The sequence below is a fragment of the Acinetobacter sp. BHS4 genome (assembly GCF_018454425.1).
Lineage (GTDB): Bacteria > Pseudomonadota > Gammaproteobacteria > Pseudomonadales > Moraxellaceae > Acinetobacter > Acinetobacter pittii.
In genome coordinates, this window is sequence record NZ_CP075323.1 from 1750066 (window position 1) to 1769809 (window position 19744).

General features: G+C 34.4%; 24 protein-coding genes. 20 read left to right on the forward strand and 4 right to left on the reverse strand.

What is annotated here, in order from left to right; all coding sequences use genetic code 11:
• Nucleotides 1–48: 48 nt before the first annotated feature.
• From KIP84_RS08320 to KIP84_RS08385, 14 genes are all read left to right on the forward strand, one after another.
• Nucleotides 49–2145, forward strand: coding sequence for a TonB-dependent receptor (locus KIP84_RS08320; RefSeq protein ID WP_213689704.1), 2097 nt, complete (start codon nucleotides 49–51; stop codon nucleotides 2143–2145).
• A gap of 675 nt (nucleotides 2146–2820) precedes the next feature.
• Nucleotides 2821–3384 carry a TetR/AcrR family transcriptional regulator gene (locus KIP84_RS08325; RefSeq protein WP_213689705.1) on the forward strand — a complete coding sequence of 188 codons (564 nt, stop codon included), beginning with the start codon at nucleotides 2821–2823 and terminating at the stop codon, nucleotides 3382–3384.
• 56 nt (nucleotides 3385–3440) lie between these two features.
• Entirely contained in the window at nucleotides 3441–3770 is a 330-nt protein-coding gene (locus tag KIP84_RS08330; RefSeq protein WP_228143158.1) for a hypothetical protein, read from the forward strand.
• 134 nt (nucleotides 3771–3904) lie between these two features.
• Entirely contained in the window at nucleotides 3905–4420 is a 516-nt protein-coding gene (locus KIP84_RS08335) for a hypothetical protein (protein ID WP_213689706.1), read from the forward strand.
• 78 nt (nucleotides 4421–4498) lie between these two features.
• A complete protein-coding gene (locus tag KIP84_RS08340) occupies nucleotides 4499–5077 on the forward strand; it encodes a hypothetical protein (protein WP_213689707.1) in 579 nt (192 codons plus the stop codon).
• Between the two features lie 173 nt (nucleotides 5078–5250).
• Nucleotides 5251–6093, forward strand: a complete 843-nt coding sequence (locus KIP84_RS08345; RefSeq protein ID WP_213689708.1) for a hypothetical protein — start codon at nucleotides 5251–5253, stop codon at nucleotides 6091–6093.
• 154 nt (nucleotides 6094–6247) lie between these two features.
• Nucleotides 6248–6952 (forward strand): hypothetical protein, encoded by a 705-nt coding sequence (locus tag KIP84_RS08350; protein ID WP_213689831.1) that lies wholly within the window; start codon nucleotides 6248–6250, stop codon nucleotides 6950–6952.
• A 24-nt stretch (nucleotides 6953–6976) separates the two neighbouring features.
• Nucleotides 6977–7456 (forward strand): hypothetical protein, encoded by a 480-nt coding sequence (locus KIP84_RS08355; RefSeq protein ID WP_032003709.1) that lies wholly within the window; start codon nucleotides 6977–6979, stop codon nucleotides 7454–7456.
• Between the two features lie 101 nt (nucleotides 7457–7557).
• On the forward strand, nucleotides 7558–8064 hold the full coding sequence (locus KIP84_RS08360) for a DUF2247 family protein (RefSeq protein WP_213689709.1): 507 nt from the start codon (nucleotides 7558–7560) through the stop codon (nucleotides 8062–8064).
• Nucleotides 8065–8130: 66 nt separating this feature from the next.
• Nucleotides 8131–8610, forward strand: a complete 480-nt coding sequence (locus KIP84_RS08365) for an SMI1/KNR4 family protein (protein WP_213689710.1) — start codon at nucleotides 8131–8133, stop codon at nucleotides 8608–8610.
• 155 nt (nucleotides 8611–8765) lie between these two features.
• Nucleotides 8766–8906, forward strand: coding sequence for a hypothetical protein (locus tag KIP84_RS08370; protein WP_032003705.1), 141 nt, complete (start codon nucleotides 8766–8768; stop codon nucleotides 8904–8906).
• Nucleotides 8907–9053: 147 nt separating this feature from the next.
• On the forward strand, nucleotides 9054–9365 hold the full coding sequence (locus KIP84_RS08375; protein ID WP_213689711.1) for a hypothetical protein: 312 nt from the start codon (nucleotides 9054–9056) through the stop codon (nucleotides 9363–9365).
• Between the two features lie 252 nt (nucleotides 9366–9617).
• On the forward strand, nucleotides 9618–10331 hold the full coding sequence (locus KIP84_RS08380; RefSeq protein ID WP_081310076.1) for a DUF2314 domain-containing protein: 714 nt from the start codon (nucleotides 9618–9620) through the stop codon (nucleotides 10329–10331).
• Nucleotides 10332–10491: 160 nt separating this feature from the next.
• Nucleotides 10492–10875, forward strand: a complete 384-nt coding sequence (locus tag KIP84_RS08385; RefSeq protein ID WP_213689712.1) for a hypothetical protein — start codon at nucleotides 10492–10494, stop codon at nucleotides 10873–10875.
• Between the two features lie 37 nt (nucleotides 10876–10912).
• On the opposite strand, the gene KIP84_RS08390 is transcribed toward KIP84_RS08385, so the two are convergent.
• Entirely contained in the window at nucleotides 10913–11845 is a 933-nt protein-coding gene (locus tag KIP84_RS08390) for a LysR family transcriptional regulator (RefSeq protein WP_213689713.1), read from the reverse strand.
• A 99-nt stretch (nucleotides 11846–11944) separates the two neighbouring features.
• On the opposite strand from KIP84_RS08390, the gene KIP84_RS08395 reads away from it, so the two are divergent.
• The 3 genes from KIP84_RS08395 (at nucleotide 11945) to KIP84_RS08405 (ending at nucleotide 13749) form a co-directional block, all read left to right on the forward strand.
• Nucleotides 11945–12379, forward strand: a complete 435-nt coding sequence (locus KIP84_RS08395; RefSeq protein WP_017386104.1) for a DMT family transporter — start codon at nucleotides 11945–11947, stop codon at nucleotides 12377–12379.
• Nucleotides 12380–12388: 9 nt separating this feature from the next.
• Nucleotides 12389–12847, forward strand: a complete 459-nt coding sequence (locus tag KIP84_RS08400) for a DMT family transporter (protein ID WP_213689714.1) — start codon at nucleotides 12389–12391, stop codon at nucleotides 12845–12847.
• Between the two features lie 203 nt (nucleotides 12848–13050).
• Entirely contained in the window at nucleotides 13051–13749 is a 699-nt protein-coding gene (locus tag KIP84_RS08405) for a helix-turn-helix domain-containing protein (protein WP_002113797.1), read from the forward strand.
• A gap of 60 nt (nucleotides 13750–13809) precedes the next feature.
• Here the strand turns inward: KIP84_RS08405 and KIP84_RS08410 are convergent, their stop codons facing one another.
• Together KIP84_RS08410 and KIP84_RS08415 are read right to left on the reverse strand one after the other, a co-directional pair.
• Nucleotides 13810–15129 carry an MFS transporter gene (locus KIP84_RS08410; protein ID WP_032006243.1) on the reverse strand — a complete coding sequence of 440 codons (1320 nt, stop codon included), beginning with the start codon at nucleotides 15127–15129 and terminating at the stop codon, nucleotides 13810–13812.
• A gap of 75 nt (nucleotides 15130–15204) precedes the next feature.
• A complete protein-coding gene (locus tag KIP84_RS08415; protein ID WP_213689715.1) occupies nucleotides 15205–16182 on the reverse strand; it encodes a hydroxyacid dehydrogenase in 978 nt (325 codons plus the stop codon).
• 211 nt (nucleotides 16183–16393) lie between these two features.
• Between KIP84_RS08415 and KIP84_RS08420 the strand changes: the two genes are divergently transcribed.
• The 3 genes from KIP84_RS08420 to KIP84_RS08430 all read left to right on the forward strand — a co-directional run bounded on the left by KIP84_RS08420 (nucleotide 16394) and on the right by KIP84_RS08430 (nucleotide 18746).
• Entirely contained in the window at nucleotides 16394–17071 is a 678-nt protein-coding gene (locus tag KIP84_RS08420) for an RraA family protein (RefSeq protein WP_213689716.1), read from the forward strand.
• 156 nt (nucleotides 17072–17227) lie between these two features.
• Nucleotides 17228–18496 carry a DcaP family trimeric outer membrane transporter gene (locus tag KIP84_RS08425; protein WP_213689717.1) on the forward strand — a complete coding sequence of 423 codons (1269 nt, stop codon included), beginning with the start codon at nucleotides 17228–17230 and terminating at the stop codon, nucleotides 18494–18496.
• 61 nt (nucleotides 18497–18557) lie between these two features.
• Nucleotides 18558–18746 (forward strand): type II toxin-antitoxin system Phd/YefM family antitoxin, encoded by a 189-nt coding sequence (locus KIP84_RS08430; protein ID WP_000435195.1) that lies wholly within the window; start codon nucleotides 18558–18560, stop codon nucleotides 18744–18746.
• Here the strand turns inward: KIP84_RS08430 and KIP84_RS08435 are convergent.
• The gene (locus tag KIP84_RS08435; RefSeq protein ID WP_133480327.1) at nucleotides 18743–19660 is read right to left on the reverse strand and encodes a LysR family transcriptional regulator; all 918 of its coding nucleotides are present in this window, start codon (nucleotides 19658–19660) and stop codon (nucleotides 18743–18745) included. The two genes, KIP84_RS08430 and KIP84_RS08435, sit on opposite strands and share 4 nt — an antisense overlap.
• Nucleotides 19661–19744: the final 84 nt, after the last annotated feature.

A 19744-nucleotide genomic window follows, 5' to 3' on the forward strand; every position in this document is an offset into this window, starting at 1 on the left:
TTACTAGGTACGTATCTGTTCCTATTTAATTACTAAACAGAGTTTGTCATGTCTAAATTTTTATTTCATCCACTCGCGTGGAGCATTTTATTTGCTCAATTTTCTACGTCAGTCATGGCACAAAGCCAACTTGAAAACCAGATTGCCGAGTTGGAAAAAATTACGGTTAAGGCCGAACATAGCAGCGAAAATTCTAATTCTTCAATAGCATTAACCCAATTTGATCATAGTTTGTTAGATGTTCCATTTACTAAGTCTCATGTATCGGCTCAAGATATTAAAAATAATAATATTCAACGTGTGAGTGATGCATTAGCTTTAGTTAATGGTGTGGTGTATCAAGACAGTTATGGTGGTGGTTTTTGGGATAACTATTCTTTTCGTGGTTTTAGTACTGACCCCAACATGGGAACAAACTATTTACGTAATGGTTTGAGTTCTTTAAGTGGTATTCATACTGCAAGAGATATGGTGAATGTTCAGGCAATCAATTTTTTAAAAGGACCTATGGCAGCCATGTATGGGCAAGGAGCTATAGGTGGCATTATGAACATTACCACCAAACAACCAGAATGGACGCCAAAAAATGAAGTAAGCTTAAGTGGTAGTACATTAGAAGAATATCGAGCTTCATTAGATAGCACAGGCGCATTAAATGATGCTGTTGCCTATAGGCTTGGACTGGCTTATGAAAATAATCAGAGTTTCAGAGACCATGTCGACAGTCAACATTATTTTATTGCTCCACAACTTGCATGGAAAATTTCGGATCAGACACAGCTTAATTTAGATACAGAATTTTCTGAACATCAAGGCGTGTTTGATCGTGGTGTTCCAATGGTAAACGGGGCATTTGTTGTCAACAAAAAGACCTTTTTGGGTGAGCCTTCAGATGGAGACATTAAGGTTAAAGACCAACTGTACCAGTTACGGTTAAATCATCAATTTAATGAAAACTGGAATAACACGACTGCTTTAAGCTATGGTCATGGTGAGCGTGAAGGAACCTCTACTGAAATTTCGAGTATTTCAGCAGATGGTCAAACTGCAAACCGATTTAGACGTTATCGTCAATTTGAAACAGATACATTTCAGTTCCAGTCGATTTTACGCGGGAAACTAAATACAGGAACAATTCGGCACGAAGTAGTCGCAAACATTGAAGCTGGGCACTATACCATTGACCAAATTCAGCTTCGTAATGCAGTCGGTACATCTAGCCCGATTAATATTTATAATCCAGTTTACGGACAAAATATTTTAGCTCTGACCAGAACAACCAAAAATACCAAAGAAATTCAAAATATGCTGGGACTGAACTTACAAGACCAGATTTTTTTGAATGATCAATGGAATTTGTTGCTTGGAGGGCGTTTTAATCGCCTTGAGCAACAAATTGATGACTACAGAACAGGAATATCGGCTCAGCAAAAATTTACACCCTTGAGTCCACGTGTTGGATTGAACTATCAACCTACAACAAAGCTTTCTTTCTATAGTAATTGGGGGAAATCTTTTGAGTTAAATACTGGCCTTAATAAAGAGAATCGACTGTATGACCCAGAAAAAACCAAGAGCTGGGAAATTGGGACAAAATACCAATTTTTACCGCAAAGCTGGTTTGGTTTAACTTATTTTGATTTAGATAAACAACACTTGCTGACTGAAGGTATAACCGACAGTTATGTAGATAGTGGTCGCGTCCAAAGTCATGGTGTTGAAATTGAGTTAAAGCACAAGTTTAGCGATCATTTGAATGTGGGCGCGAATTATACTTTAACGAAAGCTTCTGTTTTAGAAAGTGAAGTCGATGCGAAAGGCGCTCGCCTAAAAAATATTCCTAAGCACACTGCAAACTTAAACGCAGATTATCAGTTTGAATTATTTGGAAGGGCAGCTGGCTTAGTAGGCAACATCAATTACTTTGGTAAACGTAGTGCTAACTATATCGATAATGGAACAAGTTTGCCTGAGTTTACAGTGGTTAATGTCGGTGGATATATGCAAGTACGCCCAGATTTAAGAGTACAGTTGAATGTTGATAATGTCTTTGATAAAGATTATTACGTTTCAAGTTATACAGATGAATGGGTACAACCCGGTGAACCGTTGAAGGCAACCTTATCTATGGCTTGGAATTTTTAAATAAAAAAATAGTAAATAGAAAGGCTTAACCAAAATGGGGCATATTGACAGGCCTCATTTTGCAAAGCGCTGTTCAGTATTACTGTATAAGTTGTTTAGTTAAAGTATCTAATACTATGAAAAACAATAATTTAATTAAATAATTTCTAGCCAATTTCACATTGACAGCTCAAATATTGAAGATTACCATTTGCGGGCTGGCCTACATTGCCAGTCGGTTTTGACGGACCGCTATTTCAACCACATCAGGATTATTTCTTCTGAGGAGTAGTCTTGTGTGCACACCTCGTTCCCTCCCGTAGCGGTAGGACGGGAGTGGGACACTTTCGAGTGTGCTGGAGTTGAAACCAGTCCGTCAACCCGCTTCCGTTCTGCCACCATAATTTATAATGTTTTGGCAGAACTCCCAATAGAAGGAGTTGGCTATGCACATTCATAAATTATTGGCAGTCACTGTCAAAAACTATCTCGACACAACTTAAATCACTTTAAAGCAGTTTGATGAGCTATAGGCTTTTCAGGCTTTAAATCATTACGTCTAAAACTTAGCAACAATAAAACTTGAGATGTGCCAAGCACAGTCTTTACGGCTTTGCTGTGCCTTTTTTTCTCCCAGAAAAGGCACAGGCTTTTTAATCTCTTTTAGCAACAACAAGAATTTACAACGGTAAAACGATGCCAACTTTAGAAAGATCTTCCAAAAAATTACAGGTTATCCATACAGCAATAGAGTTGTTCAATCTCTATGGACTTCACAATGCGGGTGTGGACTTAATTGTCAAAAAATCCAAAATTCCTAAAGCCACTTTTTATAACTACTTTCACTCAAAACAGCGACTTATTGAAATGTGCGTATCCTTTCAAAAAAGCAAACTCAAAGAAGAAGTGCTGGCAATTATCTACTCAAGCCGTTACCGAACCTCAAACGATAAACTCAAAGAGATTATTGTTTTACATGTCAATTTTAATAGCCTGTACTATCTATTACTCAAAGCCATTTTTGAAACTAAACAGATTTACCCGCAAGCCTACCGTATAGCGCTTGAATATAGAAAATGGCTGCTTAAAGAACTTTTTGATTTGGTTTTTAGTTTGGACACCCATGCGTTAAAACCAAGTGCTAACATGGTTTTAAACTTAATTGATGGCTTGATGTTCCAGATTTTAAGCTCAAAAAGTTTGGAGGAAAGGGATGTGGTAGTAGGGAGGTTTTTTGGGGTAATATTTGATAATGTTTAATTCTAAATTTTACTCACTAAAGGTTAGAGATTAATTTAAAGTTATAACTGTAGACTATGAAAACTAAACAAATAATTGAGGGGATTTTAATGCAAGATGTGAGGGATGGTTTATTAATACTTGAAAATAAAGAAGTTGATAATATTGCTGAAGTCTATTCTTTTGAACAAATTAGAGAAATACTTATTTTTGCTCTATCAGATAGTACTTCAGAATATTGGACAATATTAGCTCTAAACCTATTGAATAAAAAATCCGAGTATATTTCTGATGAAATAATCTTAATACTTAATAAAATAGCAAGTATGACAAAAAGATATACACAAAAAACTAGACATGAAGCATTAAAAATATTTAAAAAACAACTTGGAAATATTAATTATTGAGTCTATATGAATTAACTTTTCAAAAATATAGTTGTTAATTTAACATAGGAGTGGCTATGTATAGATTGGATATACCGCAGTGAAAAGTATGAATGAAAACTACGTTAATCTTTTCATAGTGTTGGAGTTTTATTGTGCAGAATATTAAAATGAAAGATGACTCATGTCATTTTTTTACTGAGCAAGATATTACAAGTAAGCAAGTTATTAAAGTTTGCTTTGATATATCTGATTTTGAAGGAATTCAAGAAGTTTATGATTTTTTTGGTGATAAAATATATGGAAATAATCGAGAATATTTGAATGATATTCATCCAAATACAAAACAATTTGGAAGGAATTTGTCAGCATTTCATGATTATTTAAGAGGGTATTTGATCGGTATTTTTTCAGAAAAAAGAAATGAAATTTTATCAATAACTATAACCAATAACAGAAATAAAAATGTTGATGATGATTGGTTGGATTTCTTTAGTATAATTATGCAAACATTTTTTGATGTACATAAAAAGATAAAATATGGAATTTATATGGACTTGAATTTTTCAAGAAGCATTATGGCTAATATGATGGATTATTTTAGTTTTTTAATTTCTGATTATCATAATAGGCCAAAAGACGAGCTGGATGAGAATGGTAATTATGTGTAAAAGTTTTTAATTTGGTATACTAAGTTGTGAATATTTATAGATCTATTTTAAGGCTTCCCAATCTATAAGGTACTTTATATGAGTAATTTGGTGACTATGCTTTCTTCTATTAAAGCTGAAAAAAATTATTTTATTGAAAAATTAGAAAAGGTTAATGGATATTCAGAACAAGAAATCGCTGAAATTGAGAAATTAAATAATATTTCTGTGCATGGTCAATTGAAAGAGTTGCTAACAACTATGGGTAAATGTTCAGGAGGGTTGATTTTTGGTGATGATTTTTACATATACAGATATTATAGAAATGCGGGATTTAATATACAAAGGCAAAAAAATTTAATGGCTGATGAAGAACTTGCTATCAATTATAGAGAGGGTGGTGAGAAATTAGATTTAGCTGAAGAACAATATTTTGAGATTTGTGGTGAGAATGAACATGCTAATATTTTCTTCATGTATACAAAGGATATTAATGATATTGTTTATGAGTGGGATGAAAATAGCAATACAGTAAAAAGATTTGGAACACTATTTGAGTACTTAATTCGATACAGAAAGAGATTAGGTTCATATTCGTCTCAAGGCACAATTCGAGGTGATGAAGATCCTACTTTATTCGATGAGTTAACAACAGGAAGATTATTGCTTTCTAGCTAAATTAGAAATAATACAACTTTATTTGTAAAAAGTTTTACAAGATATATATTAAAACTATCTTATGAATTTTAAATAATTTTATTCCGAAATATTGGTTTTTAAATTTATAATTATTAAGTTAAATATTCTTAAGAAATATTTTCTTATATTGTGAAACCTATTGAGATTGCCTGATGAAAGAAATAAGAGAATTAAATAAATTATTAAAATGTTATAAAAAATATAGTATTGTAAGTTTAATTCATTCATTAAAATTTGATCAAAAATACATACTAGATACCTTAGATGGGGAAGATATACTTTTTCCTCATCATATAGTTAGTATGTCTATATCTTATGCCCAATTGGCATTCTTAAAAATTGAAAATAATAAGGCTGATATGGATGCTTTAAATAGTTTAAATCTTGCCTTGATGTATGCAGAGGTGGGAAGAGCATTACAATTAAATGATTTTAAAATAAAACCTTTAGATAAAATGAATGTACATGAGTTAAAGAAGTATTTTTCAGAATTTTCTGCACTACTTTTTTGGGCAATTCTATTGAATAATAAAAATTTAGCAAAGAAATTAGCGCGCCAAGTGGAGTTTTGTTTACAACAAAAATTTCTATCTGATTTCCCTTTAAGTTATGACTATTTTTCATTATGGGCTTATTACAAATGGATTAATGAAGAATTTACATTAGAATCAAAGATAGATGGAAAATTTAAAGATTTGATAAATAATTGGTCATGTGACACAGTATTTTTAGAACCATTACTCATAGATATAGCAAATTTACACTGCGAAGAATTAATAGATAATGATTTACGTAAGTATCCTCCAAAATTTATTAACCCTCCATTCACTTTATTGCCACTTGAAATTCATGTGATTAATAAATTACGTGCATTAGATAAATTAGATGAAATATCTTTAAATCATCCTTTAATGAACACTCATTCAGCAAAAAATAAAGAATTTGAAGTGATAAGTGATGATTTGCTTGAAACGATACAGATAAATTTTTTGTAGCTGAATCAACCCACTCAAAAGTTTGGTTGCAAACAGATGGGGGTACAGGAGGATACAATGGCATGAATTTATATATCTACCGAATATATTGATAAATTTGAATTAATTATAGTCATTACTTAGAAATGGCTATGTATAGATGGGGTATACCGCAGTGCAAATTATGATTGAGCCATCAGTTCTTAGAACCAAATCTCCATTTTTTATTATTGCTAAAAATTTCCTTATTTTTGGATTGCTTTGGATTTTATCTTTATTCTTGTATAGTGTTTTTGACTATGAGTCATATTCTTCCCTATTTATTTATCTAATTAGTTTCTATGCTAATTATTTTTTTGGATATTTAATATCTAAACCTATTGTTGCAGACCTTGACTCAAACACTCTTAATCGAGTTAAGTTTTTAAGCCTTATATTTTTTGCTCTTTATTATGTAATAATACCTCTACGGTTCTTTCTATTTGAAATTCATGATGATTTATATGGTTTTAGACTTGGATTTGGACTCGTTTTTCCATTCTGGACACTAACTCCAATTTTTATCACTAATCTGAAGAGTAAGTTTTATATTTATTTATGTGTCTTGCTATGCGCTCTAGAAGTAATTTTTTGGGTAATGTTTTTTAAAATGAGTAAGTCTGAATTTTACAAGAGACCTTCATCTGTTGCTATGTTCACAAGTTCTCTTATATTCGCCTTAACTTTTCCTTGGTATTTATTTTGGCTAAGAGAAATAGACATCAATAAATGGGTTTTACCATTCTTTTTTAAAGAAGATAGATTTATATCTAAACTAATATCATGGATAGCAATAGGACTTGGTAGTTGCTTTATGTTTTTATTCTATCTTTTCTTCTAAAAATGAATTCTAAAAGGAGTACCTGTGAGATCTTTACATCAGGTAGCAGCTAGTCAATTGGGTATAGGAGTATGGTACCAGAAAGGATTTGAACGAAATGGTATTTTGTTTATTCGACCAAATCATTACCACCCATCGGAGGCGATGGGGGCGCAATGTGCAAATTGTAATACGATTGTTTGGATAACTGGACGTAATGATCCTATTTTAAATGAAGAGTTGCCAGAATATGCTGTTAATGGTGGTTCTCTTTATCGTAATTATATTGAGAATAAGACTAAAAGGTTTTTAAACTCTTTACCTTCATGTCCACATTGCTATCAACAAGCCTATGATTTATTTATAAATAGTACAATTATGCCGAGATATCAAAATGGGGACTACTATTCATTAGAAAGTGATCTAGGTCCTAATGAAGAAATGTCAGCTAAAGTCAAAGATATATCAGTGTGGTGGTATGGTGATGAAGCCGAGGCTAAAAGACTGAGTTTGAAATTGTTATAATATTTTTAAATATATGCTTGATAATCAATAAACTATTACTTATTAAGATTTTGCACATAGTAGAATTATAGTCTTTTTATTAACAAACGAGACACAAAGAGATGAAGTTGTTTCCAATACCTGCTGATTTTATTAATGAAAAGGTGAACCTTTCATGGTGTGATATCAAATGGGGCTATGAAAATAATCTTCTTACTTTAGAAATACCAATAAAAAAAGCAGAGAATAGTTTATTAACGGAAAACTATACTAACGCTGAACTTGAGTTGTCATTCCTTATCCCGAGTGAATCAAATGACATTACTGTCTTCATTAATGAACTATGTCCTAACTTTAAAGAAGATGAATATGAGAACATTAGTCAAAAATGGTTATATGTAATTCTTAGTTGGCTCTGGATTAATCGAGAAAACTTTGAAGATCCATTAGATGAGGTGGAAAGTATTTACACAGATTTTGACTGTCCAGCCGAAATGGATAGTTTTATTAAATATATGCCTCCTACAGATGGATATAATCCATCATTGTATTCTTATGCAGAAAATATTAATCGCTTAATGAAGAATTGGGAAAATTACTTACAAAAAAGTGCTCTAAAGTACAAATAAAGCACTGTGTGAGTTATAACACTTAAGAATATTAGGCAAATTTTTTAAATAGTGGAGAACCATCAAATGCTACAAGATATTGGGGATCAGTATCCAAATGGCACAATTAATAAAGAAATTATTGAAAATTTTGCAGCTACCTTAGAGGTAGTATTTCCGCCAGAATATGTTGAACTTATTTCTCAACATGATGGCATCTATCCTGAAATTTCTAGCTTTAACTATGTTGATACTGACGGTGAGCTAAATATCAGTACAGTAGAGTTAGGAGGATACTTGCATGAACCTAGAATAGAAGGGATGCAATTTCCCGAAGGCGATGATGACTATGAGGGAAAGTTAATTAGCTTTGGAGCTACACCTGGTGGAAATTTTATTTGTTTCGATTACAGATTTCCTTGGATCAAAGATCAACCTAAGATTGTGCTTGTTTTACATGATGAATTCTATGATTTTGGAATGAATGAGGGTAAAAGAAAGGTTCTGTATCTAGCAGATAACTTTGTGCATTTTATAAATTCATTACATGAATTTATTGAGTACTGATTTATTATTGTTGTTAAAGAAAGCTCACAAAGATATGGGCTTTATTTATTACATAGTGCTTAAAAAATATACAGAAACCTCCCTAAAACGAGTTGGAACGCTACAAACGCGAATGATACTTTAAGTTTCACTCTTCCCAATAAGTGAGGTGAGCAATGAAATTGTTAGCTTTGATTAGTATGGGAGTTGCAGCGAGTTATTGGTATAAAACTATAAAAGATAGCAAGCCAACTCTTCTAAAACCAAATTTCGATGAAATAGTAAAAAACTTTGTATTAGCAGAATTTAACGCCTAATACATATCGTTAATTTTAATTAAATAAAAAGCTCATCGGAAGGTGGGCTTTTTATTGTAGTGGTTTTTATTTATTTTGTTGTTGACTGTTAAAATTTAAAAATATATTTTGTCTTTTTTGTTTTTTAATTCAACGAACTAAGAAATTATGAATAAATATCTTATGCTAACTCTTCTTGCAGCTTCTACTCTTTCTTTGACTGGTTGTGCACAAATGTTTCCAGCTCAAGCTACTAAACTTGAAAATGGAAACTATATGATTCAAACCACTTCTAATATTTTAGGTTCTAATGAAGCAATGGAAAACAAAGTAAACAAAAAAGCTGAAACCATTTGTGCTGGTAAAGGCTTTAGTGAAATAAATAATAATCATCAAACTCATAGCCAACATATTTATACAGCTCAAGTAATTACAACAGGTACCTATAAGACTTTCAATAAGACGATTAAATGTAATTAACCACTTTTACAGATTGCAATTGAACCCACTTCGGTGGGTTTTTTTAAAGGTAATTTTAATTTGCCGAACTTCTTACGGTTCAAGAGGCTTACTTTTATTTAGTCTTGGTCTTTTTATCTTTGAACATTGGTGTCATAGTTAAGAAATTTAAAGATATTTAAATTTATCATAGTGTTATTATAAGAAAGTTTAATATTAATTAACTGTAATATGGGTTATATGAATAAATTGCATAAAAATGAATCTCCAGAAATGATTCTAGCTTTTGAGAGTGCTATAAGTACATTTAAATATTTTTGGCGTGAACTTTATTGGGAATATCGACGGATTGTTCCAGCTTTAGAACTGGCTTATGTGAAATGTGCATTTATCCAAGAAAACCTTGAAGATAAAAATCAACCTTTAATTGAGTATATGTGGATTGATCAAGTTGATTTTGATGGCAGTATAATTTCAGGAACTTTGTTAAACGAACCTTATATTATTGATAATGTGCAAGCTGGTGAAACAGTAAGGCTTCAATTTGAGTCTATAGTCGATTGGATGTTCTTATCTAATGGCACTGTTCATGGTGCGTTTACGATTCAAGAATATCGTAAGACTTTAAATACATCAGGTCGTAAAGAATATGACGAGGCGTGGGGGATTGATTTTGGTAATCCTGATGAAATTTTTCTAGTTTATGACCAGAAAAATTGTCCCGAAAATCTAGACGAACATCCCATGTGTAAGAATATTTTGGATCAGTTCATAAATATTATAAATACAGATCCTACAATCATTACTGAAAAAGATGAAAGTGGTAATCAATTATTACATCGTGAAGTTATAGCGGGGAATTATTTATTTGTTCAAGAACTTTTAAGTTTGAATACTAATAAATTGGAAGTGAATAATAAATCAATGACTCCTTTAGATTTGGCTCATAAGATGGGTTGGAGCAATATTGTAAGTTTACTTAAGTAGTTTTGAGCTGGCCCTCTAATGGAGGGCTTTTAATGAGTGAAATTTATGAAAAATAAAATTAGCTTTCAAATACTAATAAGGATTAAGTAAATTCTTAAAAATTAATATAAGTTCTTGAAATTTTGATAGAATACTTTTTCTTAAAGATTGATAAAAATACATGTTTATAGAATTTAAAGATTTAAAGAAAAAACGGTACATTGCTTTACTAACTATAGTTTTTCTTATTTTTAGTGGTGGGTATTTAGTTGTTAACAATAAGGGAAATATTCAAAGAGTTGAATCAGTGATATATACAGATAAAACTATAAGTGAGAAATTTGGAGAAATTAAAAGTTATAGTATCCGTAGTTTTGGGTCGGACCATTATTCTAGTCCTAAGCGACCAGCTTACTCTTATAAGGTTGATATAACTGGTGAGAAAGCTGATGGGATAGTTGAAATTGATATGAGAAAAGAGCAAGAACAGCTTAAATATCTATATACGATTAAAATTACGGATGTAAATCCTCATAGTTTTCGTATACGAATAGGAAAATATTGATACATCTTAGTCTTTAAGATTTCTTATAAAGAAAAAATTAATTCTGCCAATACGGTGTGCCTCCATAGATTTCTGAAAAATAATCTATCACTGCTCTAATATTAAGTGGTGGATGACGGACATTTGGATAAATGGCTGCAATATGCTGGGGCTGTGATTTAATCGCGACTTCATATTCAGGTAAAAGCTTTATTAAGTCACCTTGTTTTAAAGCTTCGCCAATCAACCAATCAGGAAATAAAACAATCCCCATGCCATGAAGCGCAGCTGTCATTAAGCTCTCGGCATTGTTTGAAGAAAGTAAGGGGGTAATTGGATAATGTACCCATTCTTCAGCAGGCTTCCGCACTAACCAACGGTTAGGACCTTCAAAGCCTTTATAGACTAGGCATTTGTGTTGATTAAGTTCTGTCGGCTGATCAAGCGTACCGTATTTGGCAACATACTGAGGAGATGCTGCTAAATGATATTTTTGTGTAGCAAAAATACGTGCATGAAATGATGAATCAGTTAGCGTTCCAATCCGAAATATTAAATCAGTGCTTTCGCGTAACGGATCTATAAATTCATCGGTTTGAATCAATTCTATTAAAAGTCTTGGATAACGCTCTGATAAACCCGCCAACCACGGCGCAATATGCCGTTGACCAAAAAACACAGGGGCATTAATGCGGACGAGTCCCGATGGCTCTATAGTTTTATCTTGTAAAGCTTTTTGAGCTTCTTCAAATTGTTCAGTAATTCTTTTTGCATATTCAAAAAATAATTTGCCCGATTCGGTCGGAGTAATTGCTCGCGTATTTCGGTAGAAAAGTTGTTGCCCCAACGCATCTTCAAGTTGTTGAATGGTTCGAGAAATCATGGAGGCAGAAACATCTTCTTTACGTGCTACATTCGAGAAGTTTTGAGCATTGTAAACACTAATAAAGAAGCGAAGCGTGCGGATATCAATCGAATTTGTTAAATTCATTTGTGCAATTTCTGCAAAAGTGATTCATGGATTATGCTGTTTTTCTGATGAATTGGCTATCTTAGTATTCGTTGCCTAGATACAGATGAGGCAATATAGATGCAAATTCTATTACTACTCCTAACCATTTTAGGGGGGATGGGGCTATCGGTCGAAGCAGGGCTTTTAGGACCGTTAGGAAAGGAAGTAGGTGAGTTATGGGCCACCTTTAGTATTTTTGGTGTGGGTGCAGCACTTACCTTTTTACTCATGCTGTTTTTTAGTCCACGTAATAGTCCTTCATTTTTTACACTTCCATCTTGGCAATTACTGGGTGGCGTTTTGGGTCCTGCTTACGTCATTATTTTGACCATTACCACTCCAATTATTGGCATTGCCATGACGATGATAGGCATTTTAGCGGGTCAGGTGTCTAAAAGTCTGATTATCGACCACTATGGTTTGTTGGGGACTCCGCGTCGAAAGGTTGACCGTAAACGAATATTGGCACTCATCTTTATTGTTGCTGCACTTGTACTTGTCGCAAAAGCATAGGAGACCCGCATGACAATTTTAATGATTCTTCTCGCTATCATTGGTGGTGCTTTACTGAGTGTGCAAGCCGCAATTAATGGTCAACTTGGAACAAAAGTTGGTGTATTCCGTAGTGCTTTTTTGACTTTCTCAGTCGGTGCTTTAATTACAGCACTCCTTATTTTTTACTTTGAACCAAAACAAACCTTAACCTTGTTGGATGTTCCTAAATGGCAGTTGTTAGGTGCTATGTGTGGAGTGCCTTATATTGTCATTATGGTATTGGCTGTGCAAAGAATTGGAGCTGCGGTTGCTACGGTAGCGGTAATTTTTGGGCAACTTTTGATGAGTATCTTGATTGATAACTTTGGCTGGTTTGGTAATGAAATGCTCTCTTTTTCACCGTATCGTTTAGGAGCGCTAATCTGCTTAGGGATTGCTTTATATTTTATCTATTCAAGTAGTAAAGCCAAAAAGATAGAAGCGTAATACACGCTTAAAATTGAAATTAATATAGCTCTCATTGTTAGTCGTAAAGCATACTAATAATGAGGCTATACTTCATATTTTAAGTACTTTGATAAATGAAAGAAGTTGCTGTCGAGAGATAGAATTAAAATATAAGAAATATGGTAAAGTTAAAAACCTAATTCTATACATTAAAATTGATATCAAGCTATTGTAGGAAAAACATGGTTAAAATTAAACCTCACCCAGCAACAAGCGGAAATGCATCGGCTGATCGCCTTTTAACTTTGTTAACTGCTTTTAGAATAGGTGATAAATCTTTAACCCTAGCAGAACTCGCAGAACGAACAGAATTAAATAAAGCAACCATCATGCGCTTAATCGTTTCGCTAGAAGATTTTGGTTTTGTTAACCGTCTTTCGGATGGCAGATATACGCTTGCCAGCGAAGTTATGCGTTTAAATACAATTTATCAAGATGCTTTAGATCTAGAAAGACATGTGGTGCCGTGTTTACAGCAACTTGTTGATGAAACTGGTGAAACTGCTTCATTTTACGTTAAACATGGGGCATATCGTCTTTGCCAATATAGAGTGAACTCTACCCATCGACTGCGTGTTCATATTCAGCCGGGCGAAGTTCGACCAATGGATGGGGCAGCAGGCGCTCAAGCATTGCGATCAACACACGAACAAGTTTTAGCAAGAACTGAACCTTTTTATTCAACGGGTGTAACGGAGCCACATGCTGCTTCAATGGCATTGCCAGTATTTGACGCTCAAAATGATGTAGTTGGAGCATTAGTCGTTTCGGGACCATCAAGTCGTTTTACTGCGGAAATTGCAAAATCTGTGGGGGATTTTTTCTTCAAAATTGCAGATGATTTAACGAAAAGTTTAGGTGGTAAGAGTATTCGTAATTAATTCTAATATTGTAGATATAAAAAAGGGGCTAAATCGTTAGCCCCTTTTTATGTATGTTGTTTATGAAGTACTTTGTGGTTGGCTAAACAAAACAGCTTTCTTTCTAGACATAACGAAAACCATGATAGCCGACACGAGATTTAAGGCTGCAAGTGGAAGTAAGGCAATAGCGTGGCTTCCTGTTGCATCATGAATTGCGCCATAGATATTTACCATCATGCCGCCACCAATCAGGTTAGCACATGCACCAATGGCTGCTAGACCTGCCGCCGTTGTAGTCGGTGACATCCATGATGATGCTAAAGCCCAGAAAGGACCTTTCATAGAATAAGCACCAATTAATACGATACTGAGTAAAAAGATTGTGCCAATAAGTGAAGACGTGAACAAAGCAATTAATAAACCAAATGAGATCATCAATAGTGTGATTGCTGTATGCCAACGGCGTTCATTTTTACGATCAGAACTACGACCCCAAAAAATCATTGCAATAGAAGCTAAGCCATAAGGAATCGCATTTACTAAACCGATTTCTAAATTACTCAAACCAAATGATTTAATTAATTGTGGTGCCCAAACACTCATTGTACTTCCAGCAGCAGAAGCACCAGAATAAATAATGATCATAGACCAAATATATTTATTCTTTAAAAGTTGCCATAGTGAAATATGGCCAATTGGGGTTTTTTGTTGGCGTTCAAACTGTAATCTTTCAACTAACCAAGCTTTTTGTTCGCTATTGAGCCATTTTGCTTGTTCTGGTCGATCTGTGAGTGCAAATAGGCAGGCAATACCTAATAAAATGGCTGGGATACCTTCTAAAATAAATAGCCAATGCCACCCACGCATGCCCATCCAGCCATCTAGCGATAATAAAAGTCCCGATAGTGGTGAACCGATAAAGTTTGCACCTGGAATTGCCACCATAAATATTGCAACCATTCTGGCTCTATAGTTTGCAGGCAACCAATAGGTTAAATATAAAATTACACCAGGGAAAAAGCCTGCTTCGGCAGCGCCGAGTAAGAATCGCATAATATATAATGATGTGGAGCTTTCAACGAATGCTGTTGCGGCTGTAATCACTCCCCACGTCACCATAATTCGAGCAATCCATACTTTTGCTCCAAATTTTTGCATGGCGAGGTTGCTGGGCACTTCAAATAGAAAATATGCAAAGAAAAATAAGCTACTGGCAAAACCAAAAGCAGTAGCTGTTAATCCAAGGTCTTCATTCATTTGTAATGAAGCCATACCAATATTTCCACGATCAATAATAGCGATGACATAACAAAGTGTTAAAAAAGGCAGTAATCGCCACGCCACCTTGCGCATCGTTTCGCGTTCAATCGCACTTACTTGAGAATATTCTGTAGACATAAAAAAATCCTTTTTTATATTCAGTATTTTAATTGTTCTCGCATCTAAAAGCTTAGAAACAATTGAGTTCCATGATTAGCTATTGAGTAACTTCCAGTTAGCGATAGCTCGTGGGTTTAGTAATTGGCCATCCCAAATACTCACAATCTGTTCAAGTGCTAAAAGACCGACGCGATTACGCGAATCTGTTGTGTTTGCTCCTATGTGGGGAGTCACAACCAAGTTAGGTAATTCCCATAGTGGATTATCTTTTTCTGGTGGTTCTGAAGAAAAGGTATCTAAACCTGCACCAGCAATTTTATTATTTTTTAATGCATCAACTAATGCAGCTTGATCAATTAATTCACCACGTGCTGTATTGATTAAGATGCTTGAGCGTTTCATCTTTTCAAATTGGACATGTGAAAATAAGTGTCTATTCTCTGCTGTAAGTGGGCAATGTAGGCTAATAATGTCACTGGTTTCTAAAAGTTTTTCAAAGTCGTGTTCCTGTTCTACATAATCGAGCTCTGGCAAATTTTGTAAAAACGGATCATATACTTTTACTTTCATGTTTAAGGGAGCCACTAACTTCATGAGTATGCTACCGATTGCCCCTAAACCAATTAAGCCCAGTGTTTTACCATAAAGCTCCACACCATTTGCACTTGCTTTGTCCCAATGACCTTCTCGAATACGTTGGTCTAACCATGTGACTTGTCGAGCAACATTAAACATGAGTGCAAAAGCGTGTTCGGCAACAGATTGTGCATTCGCGCCTACTGCAATAGTGACAGGAATTTTTCGTTCAGCAGCAGCTTGAGTGTCGATTGTGTCAAACCCAACACCATGTTTTGCAATCACTTTTAAATTATCAGAAGCAAAAATCATATCTCTAGAAAGTTTGCCTGTTCGAACAATGATTGCATCAGGTTGTTCATCATGGATGAGTTTTTCCATTTCATCTTTTGCCATGTAGGGTTCAGTTGGAATCAACTGAATATCATGGGACTGAGCATACAGTAACGCATCTGAAGTTAATGTTGGCCCCGTGATAAGAACTTTACGTTTCATTTTGACTTACACTCCATTTAAGTATTTCGAGCAAAATACGTCCTTAATAATCCATATTATTAAAACGTCATTTCAAAAAAATAGTCAATAGCAAAAATTAAATTTAAAAATTGAGTAAATTTTAGTTTAAATTTAATTAAAAATGAAATGACATTTCAAAAAAATGCTGTCATATTAATTTGCACAAGAAAACTGATCTAAGGGAAAAGTTATGGCAATTGGTTTTAGAGTGCTAAAAAACGACAGAAAAGTTGAGCAAAAATGGATTGAGCAATATCGAGATCTACCAGTCGCTAATGTCAGTGACTCAATGAATCGAATGACTTCAGGTGGGGCTCAATTAAGACCAATGCATAAAAAGGGATATCTTTGTGGGCCTGCCATTACAGTTAAGGCTCGTCCGGGTGACAACTTGATGTTGCACTATGCTATTGATATCGCCCAACCAGGAGATGTCATTGTGGTTGATGCTGGTGGCGATCTAACCAATGCATTAATTGGAGAGATGATGGTTGCGTATGCCATTAAGAAAGGTATAGCTGGCATCGTTATTAATGGCGCTATTCGTGATTCGGTTGTCATTGGAGAGGGAGATTTTCCACTTTTTGCGGCAGGAATTTCACATCGAGGACCTTATAAAGACGGACCTGGGGAAATTAATGTTCCTATCGCGATTAATGGAATGGTGGTTGAACCTGGAGACTTGATTTTAGGTGATGAAGATGGACTTTTAAGCGTGCCTTATGCAGAAGTTGAAGAAGTTTATCTGAAAGCAAGCGCCAAACATACCGCTGAACAAAAGCAATTAGAGCAAATCGCCGTAGGTGAAAATGATCGTAGTTGGGTGATTAACAGCTTAAAACAAAAAGGATGTGAATTACCGGAATAAGGTTATTCAAAACCATTCAAACACAAAGGGAACTAGCGAAGTCAATGATTGAGCTTCGTTAGCCTATCTAAAGTTAATTCAATAATCATTATTTTACTGATTGAAAAATAGGAAATTTCAATTCGGTCTATGTGATTTCGTCTAAAGGAAAAGGACATGAAATATAAAGGGATAATTTCTTTATCATTATTAATGAGTATGACTTTGCAGCAAGCCAAAGCTGAAAGCGAAGATAACTCAGCGCTAAATGAAAAAATAATTAAACTACAACAGCAAATAGATTATCTCATGGAGAGGCAGAATTTAAATCAAAATAGCGGATTGAATAAAGCACCTGAATTGAGTCAAAACAAAACATCAAACACTGACAAGCCTGTTTCGGCTGAACAGACTAAAATTAAATTTTATGGAAATATACGTGTTGATACTGCATATGATTTTGAAGGTTCAACGCGTTCAATTGCGAATAAGACAGGATCAATACCATTAGACAATTCAAACTCAACAAGCAAATCATTAAATGTTTCTGCCGCGACTTCACGTGTAGGGGTGGATATCGTTAAGCCCACCTCGAAAGGAGACTTGGTTGGAAAGCTAGAAGCCGATTTCATGGGAAGTGGTGGAGATAACGGTAATGGTTCGGTTCGGGTTAGACACGCTTATATTTCACTAGAAAATTGGTTAATTGGTCAGACGACTTCACCTTTTGTGAATAGTGATACAGCTCCAAGTTTGGTTGATTTTACAGGAGCAATGGGTACTGGAACTCAGCGTAATATCCAAATCCGTTATCAGCACATCGTTGATGCCAAACAAAAATTATTAGTCGCTTTGGAAGGTGGTGATGTTGAAAATAAAAATGTAGAAGGTGGAAGCCGTTTTCCTGCATTAACTATGCGATATGAATTTAAGAATCCAGATTTCTTGGTTCAATTGCACGGCATGCTTCATGAAAATCGAGCAGTTTCTGACAGGAATGAAGAGCAAACTAAACTTGCTTGGGGGGCTGGATTAGGCACAAAGTATAAGCTTTCTGAAAATGACTTAGTTGTGTTTAATTATTATCACATCGCTGGCGATAACCGTTACATGCTTTATTCAAAAGATAATGATGCGTTCTACTTTGATCAAAATCGGATGTATTTAAGTGAATTTGATTCTATTGAGTTAGGGTATCTGCGCAAATGGAATGAAAATTTACGCTCGTCTTTATCCGCTGGTAGCCTTATCTATAAAGATTCAAATTTTTCAGAAAATAACCCTGATCAAAATAAAAGGCTAATCAATGCAAGCGTCAATTTATTTTGGACGCCTGTTGAGAAAGTCGATCTTGGCGTTGAATATACCTATGGAAAGAGAGAAACATTTTCAGATTTAGAAGGGAAATTATCTCGAATCAATTTATTAGGTCGATACAATTTTTAATGTAACAACAGCCACTTTAATATCAAAAGTGGCTTTCTTTTATCTGATTAGGACTAATATTGTGGAACAAATTAATTATGCAAATGCAAGATCACAATTTTCAAAAGTCATGGAAAGAGTGCTGTTAGGTTACGCCGTAAAAATTACACGAAAAGAGAAAGATGCTGTGGTTCTAATCAGTGAAAAAGCATACCTTGAATATAAAAATGCAATGTTTGAGCTCAATAAATTAAAAAACAAAGATTTTTAACCCCCAACAATCCGCTTCTCAAGCATCTCCATAAAAGTTTTTAAAATATTATTGTGGTTTTTACCCTTATGAGTAATTAAGCATATAGGGGTGCTGTAATACATTTTCTCCTTTGAAACAGCTTGCATAAAACCATCTTCAACCCATTTTTTTGCATAGTGGTCGGGTAAAAAACCCAAGAATTTTCCAGTTAAAATCAGAAATGCGATGCCTTCACGGTCACTTGCTGTCGCTTTACAGTCTAAAAGCTGATGCAACTTTGCCGCTTCTGGTGTGATGGCATAATTAGGGAGAACCGCTTGCCATGTTTTTAACTCATCTAGATTCATATTGCTGCACTGGCTAAACAAGGGATGATTTTTGCCGCAGTACAAAAATGAACTTTCGCTATATAAATCGAAATAGTCTAGACCAGACAAAGGCGTAACAAGTGGAATAACACCTGCATGTAAACGGTTATCGAGCACACGGCATTCAATATCTGACAAAGTACTCATACTAATATTAATAATAACCTCAGCATGTTCCTCTGCAAGTTGTGTCAACGTATTGGTGATATAGCCTCTAGGCATCGTCACAAGATTGTTAATAATCCCGATATTAAACTCACCCTTAAGGCGGTTATGCATTTGGTTAACTTTAGAGCGGAAGTCTTCAATCGCTGCCGTAAGCACTTCTATATATTCTAAAATTTCCCGTCCTTCGTCGGTCAGGGCAAAACCTGCGCGACCACGTTGGCATAGTCGAATGCCCAAACGATTTTCTAAATCACTCATATGCAAACTGATTGCAGAGCGGCTAATACCTAAAATACTTTCGGCAGATGTGAAGCTATGACAGTCACAAACTGTTTTAAATATTTTTAGTAATTTAATATCAAAATCAGTGACTTGATTCAACTTTTTAGGTTTCATTTAGTTTTGTTTTTTTAAATCTAAACTCAAGATAATTTGAATTTATCAAACTTATCACGCTATGTACACTCAAACCATAATTTG

Excerpts from the sequence above, each read along its gene's own strand:
- KIP84_RS08405 (WP_002113797.1), top strand. The coding sequence starts at position 13,051 with ATGGTTAAAATTAAACCTCACCCAGCAACAAGCGGAAATGCATCGGCT.
- KIP84_RS08380 (WP_081310076.1), top strand. The coding sequence starts at position 9,618 with ATGATTCTAGCTTTTGAGAGTGCTATAAGTACATTTAAATATTTTTGG.
- KIP84_RS08325 (WP_213689705.1), top strand. The coding sequence starts at position 2,821 with ATGCCAACTTTAGAAAGATCTTCCAAAAAATTACAGGTTATCCATACA.
- KIP84_RS08390 (WP_213689713.1), bottom strand. The coding sequence starts at position 11,845 with ATGAATTTAACAAATTCGATTGATATCCGCACGCTTCGCTTCTTTATT.
- KIP84_RS08425 (WP_213689717.1), top strand. The coding sequence starts at position 17,228 with ATGAAATATAAAGGGATAATTTCTTTATCATTATTAATGAGTATGACT.
- KIP84_RS08365 (WP_213689710.1), top strand. The coding sequence starts at position 8,131 with ATGCTACAAGATATTGGGGATCAGTATCCAAATGGCACAATTAATAAA.
- KIP84_RS08320 (WP_213689704.1), top strand. The coding sequence starts at position 49 with ATGTCTAAATTTTTATTTCATCCACTCGCGTGGAGCATTTTATTTGCT.
- KIP84_RS08360 (WP_213689709.1), top strand. The coding sequence starts at position 7,558 with ATGAAGTTGTTTCCAATACCTGCTGATTTTATTAATGAAAAGGTGAAC.
- KIP84_RS08385 (WP_213689712.1), top strand. The coding sequence starts at position 10,492 with ATGTTTATAGAATTTAAAGATTTAAAGAAAAAACGGTACATTGCTTTA.
- KIP84_RS08370 (WP_032003705.1), top strand. The coding sequence starts at position 8,766 with ATGAAATTGTTAGCTTTGATTAGTATGGGAGTTGCAGCGAGTTATTGG.
- KIP84_RS08345 (WP_213689708.1), top strand. The coding sequence starts at position 5,251 with ATGAAAGAAATAAGAGAATTAAATAAATTATTAAAATGTTATAAAAAA.
- KIP84_RS08340 (WP_213689707.1), top strand. The coding sequence starts at position 4,499 with ATGAGTAATTTGGTGACTATGCTTTCTTCTATTAAAGCTGAAAAAAAT.
- KIP84_RS08400 (WP_213689714.1), top strand. The coding sequence starts at position 12,389 with ATGACAATTTTAATGATTCTTCTCGCTATCATTGGTGGTGCTTTACTG.
- KIP84_RS08375 (WP_213689711.1), top strand. The coding sequence starts at position 9,054 with ATGAATAAATATCTTATGCTAACTCTTCTTGCAGCTTCTACTCTTTCT.
- KIP84_RS08420 (WP_213689716.1), top strand. The coding sequence starts at position 16,394 with ATGGCAATTGGTTTTAGAGTGCTAAAAAACGACAGAAAAGTTGAGCAA.
- KIP84_RS08415 (WP_213689715.1), bottom strand. The coding sequence starts at position 16,182 with ATGAAACGTAAAGTTCTTATCACGGGGCCAACATTAACTTCAGATGCG.
- KIP84_RS08410 (WP_032006243.1), bottom strand. The coding sequence starts at position 15,129 with ATGTCTACAGAATATTCTCAAGTAAGTGCGATTGAACGCGAAACGATG.
- KIP84_RS08435 (WP_133480327.1), bottom strand. The coding sequence starts at position 19,660 with ATGAAACCTAAAAAGTTGAATCAAGTCACTGATTTTGATATTAAATTA.
- KIP84_RS08395 (WP_017386104.1), top strand. The coding sequence starts at position 11,945 with ATGCAAATTCTATTACTACTCCTAACCATTTTAGGGGGGATGGGGCTA.
- KIP84_RS08330 (WP_228143158.1), top strand. The coding sequence starts at position 3,441 with ATGAAAACTAAACAAATAATTGAGGGGATTTTAATGCAAGATGTGAGG.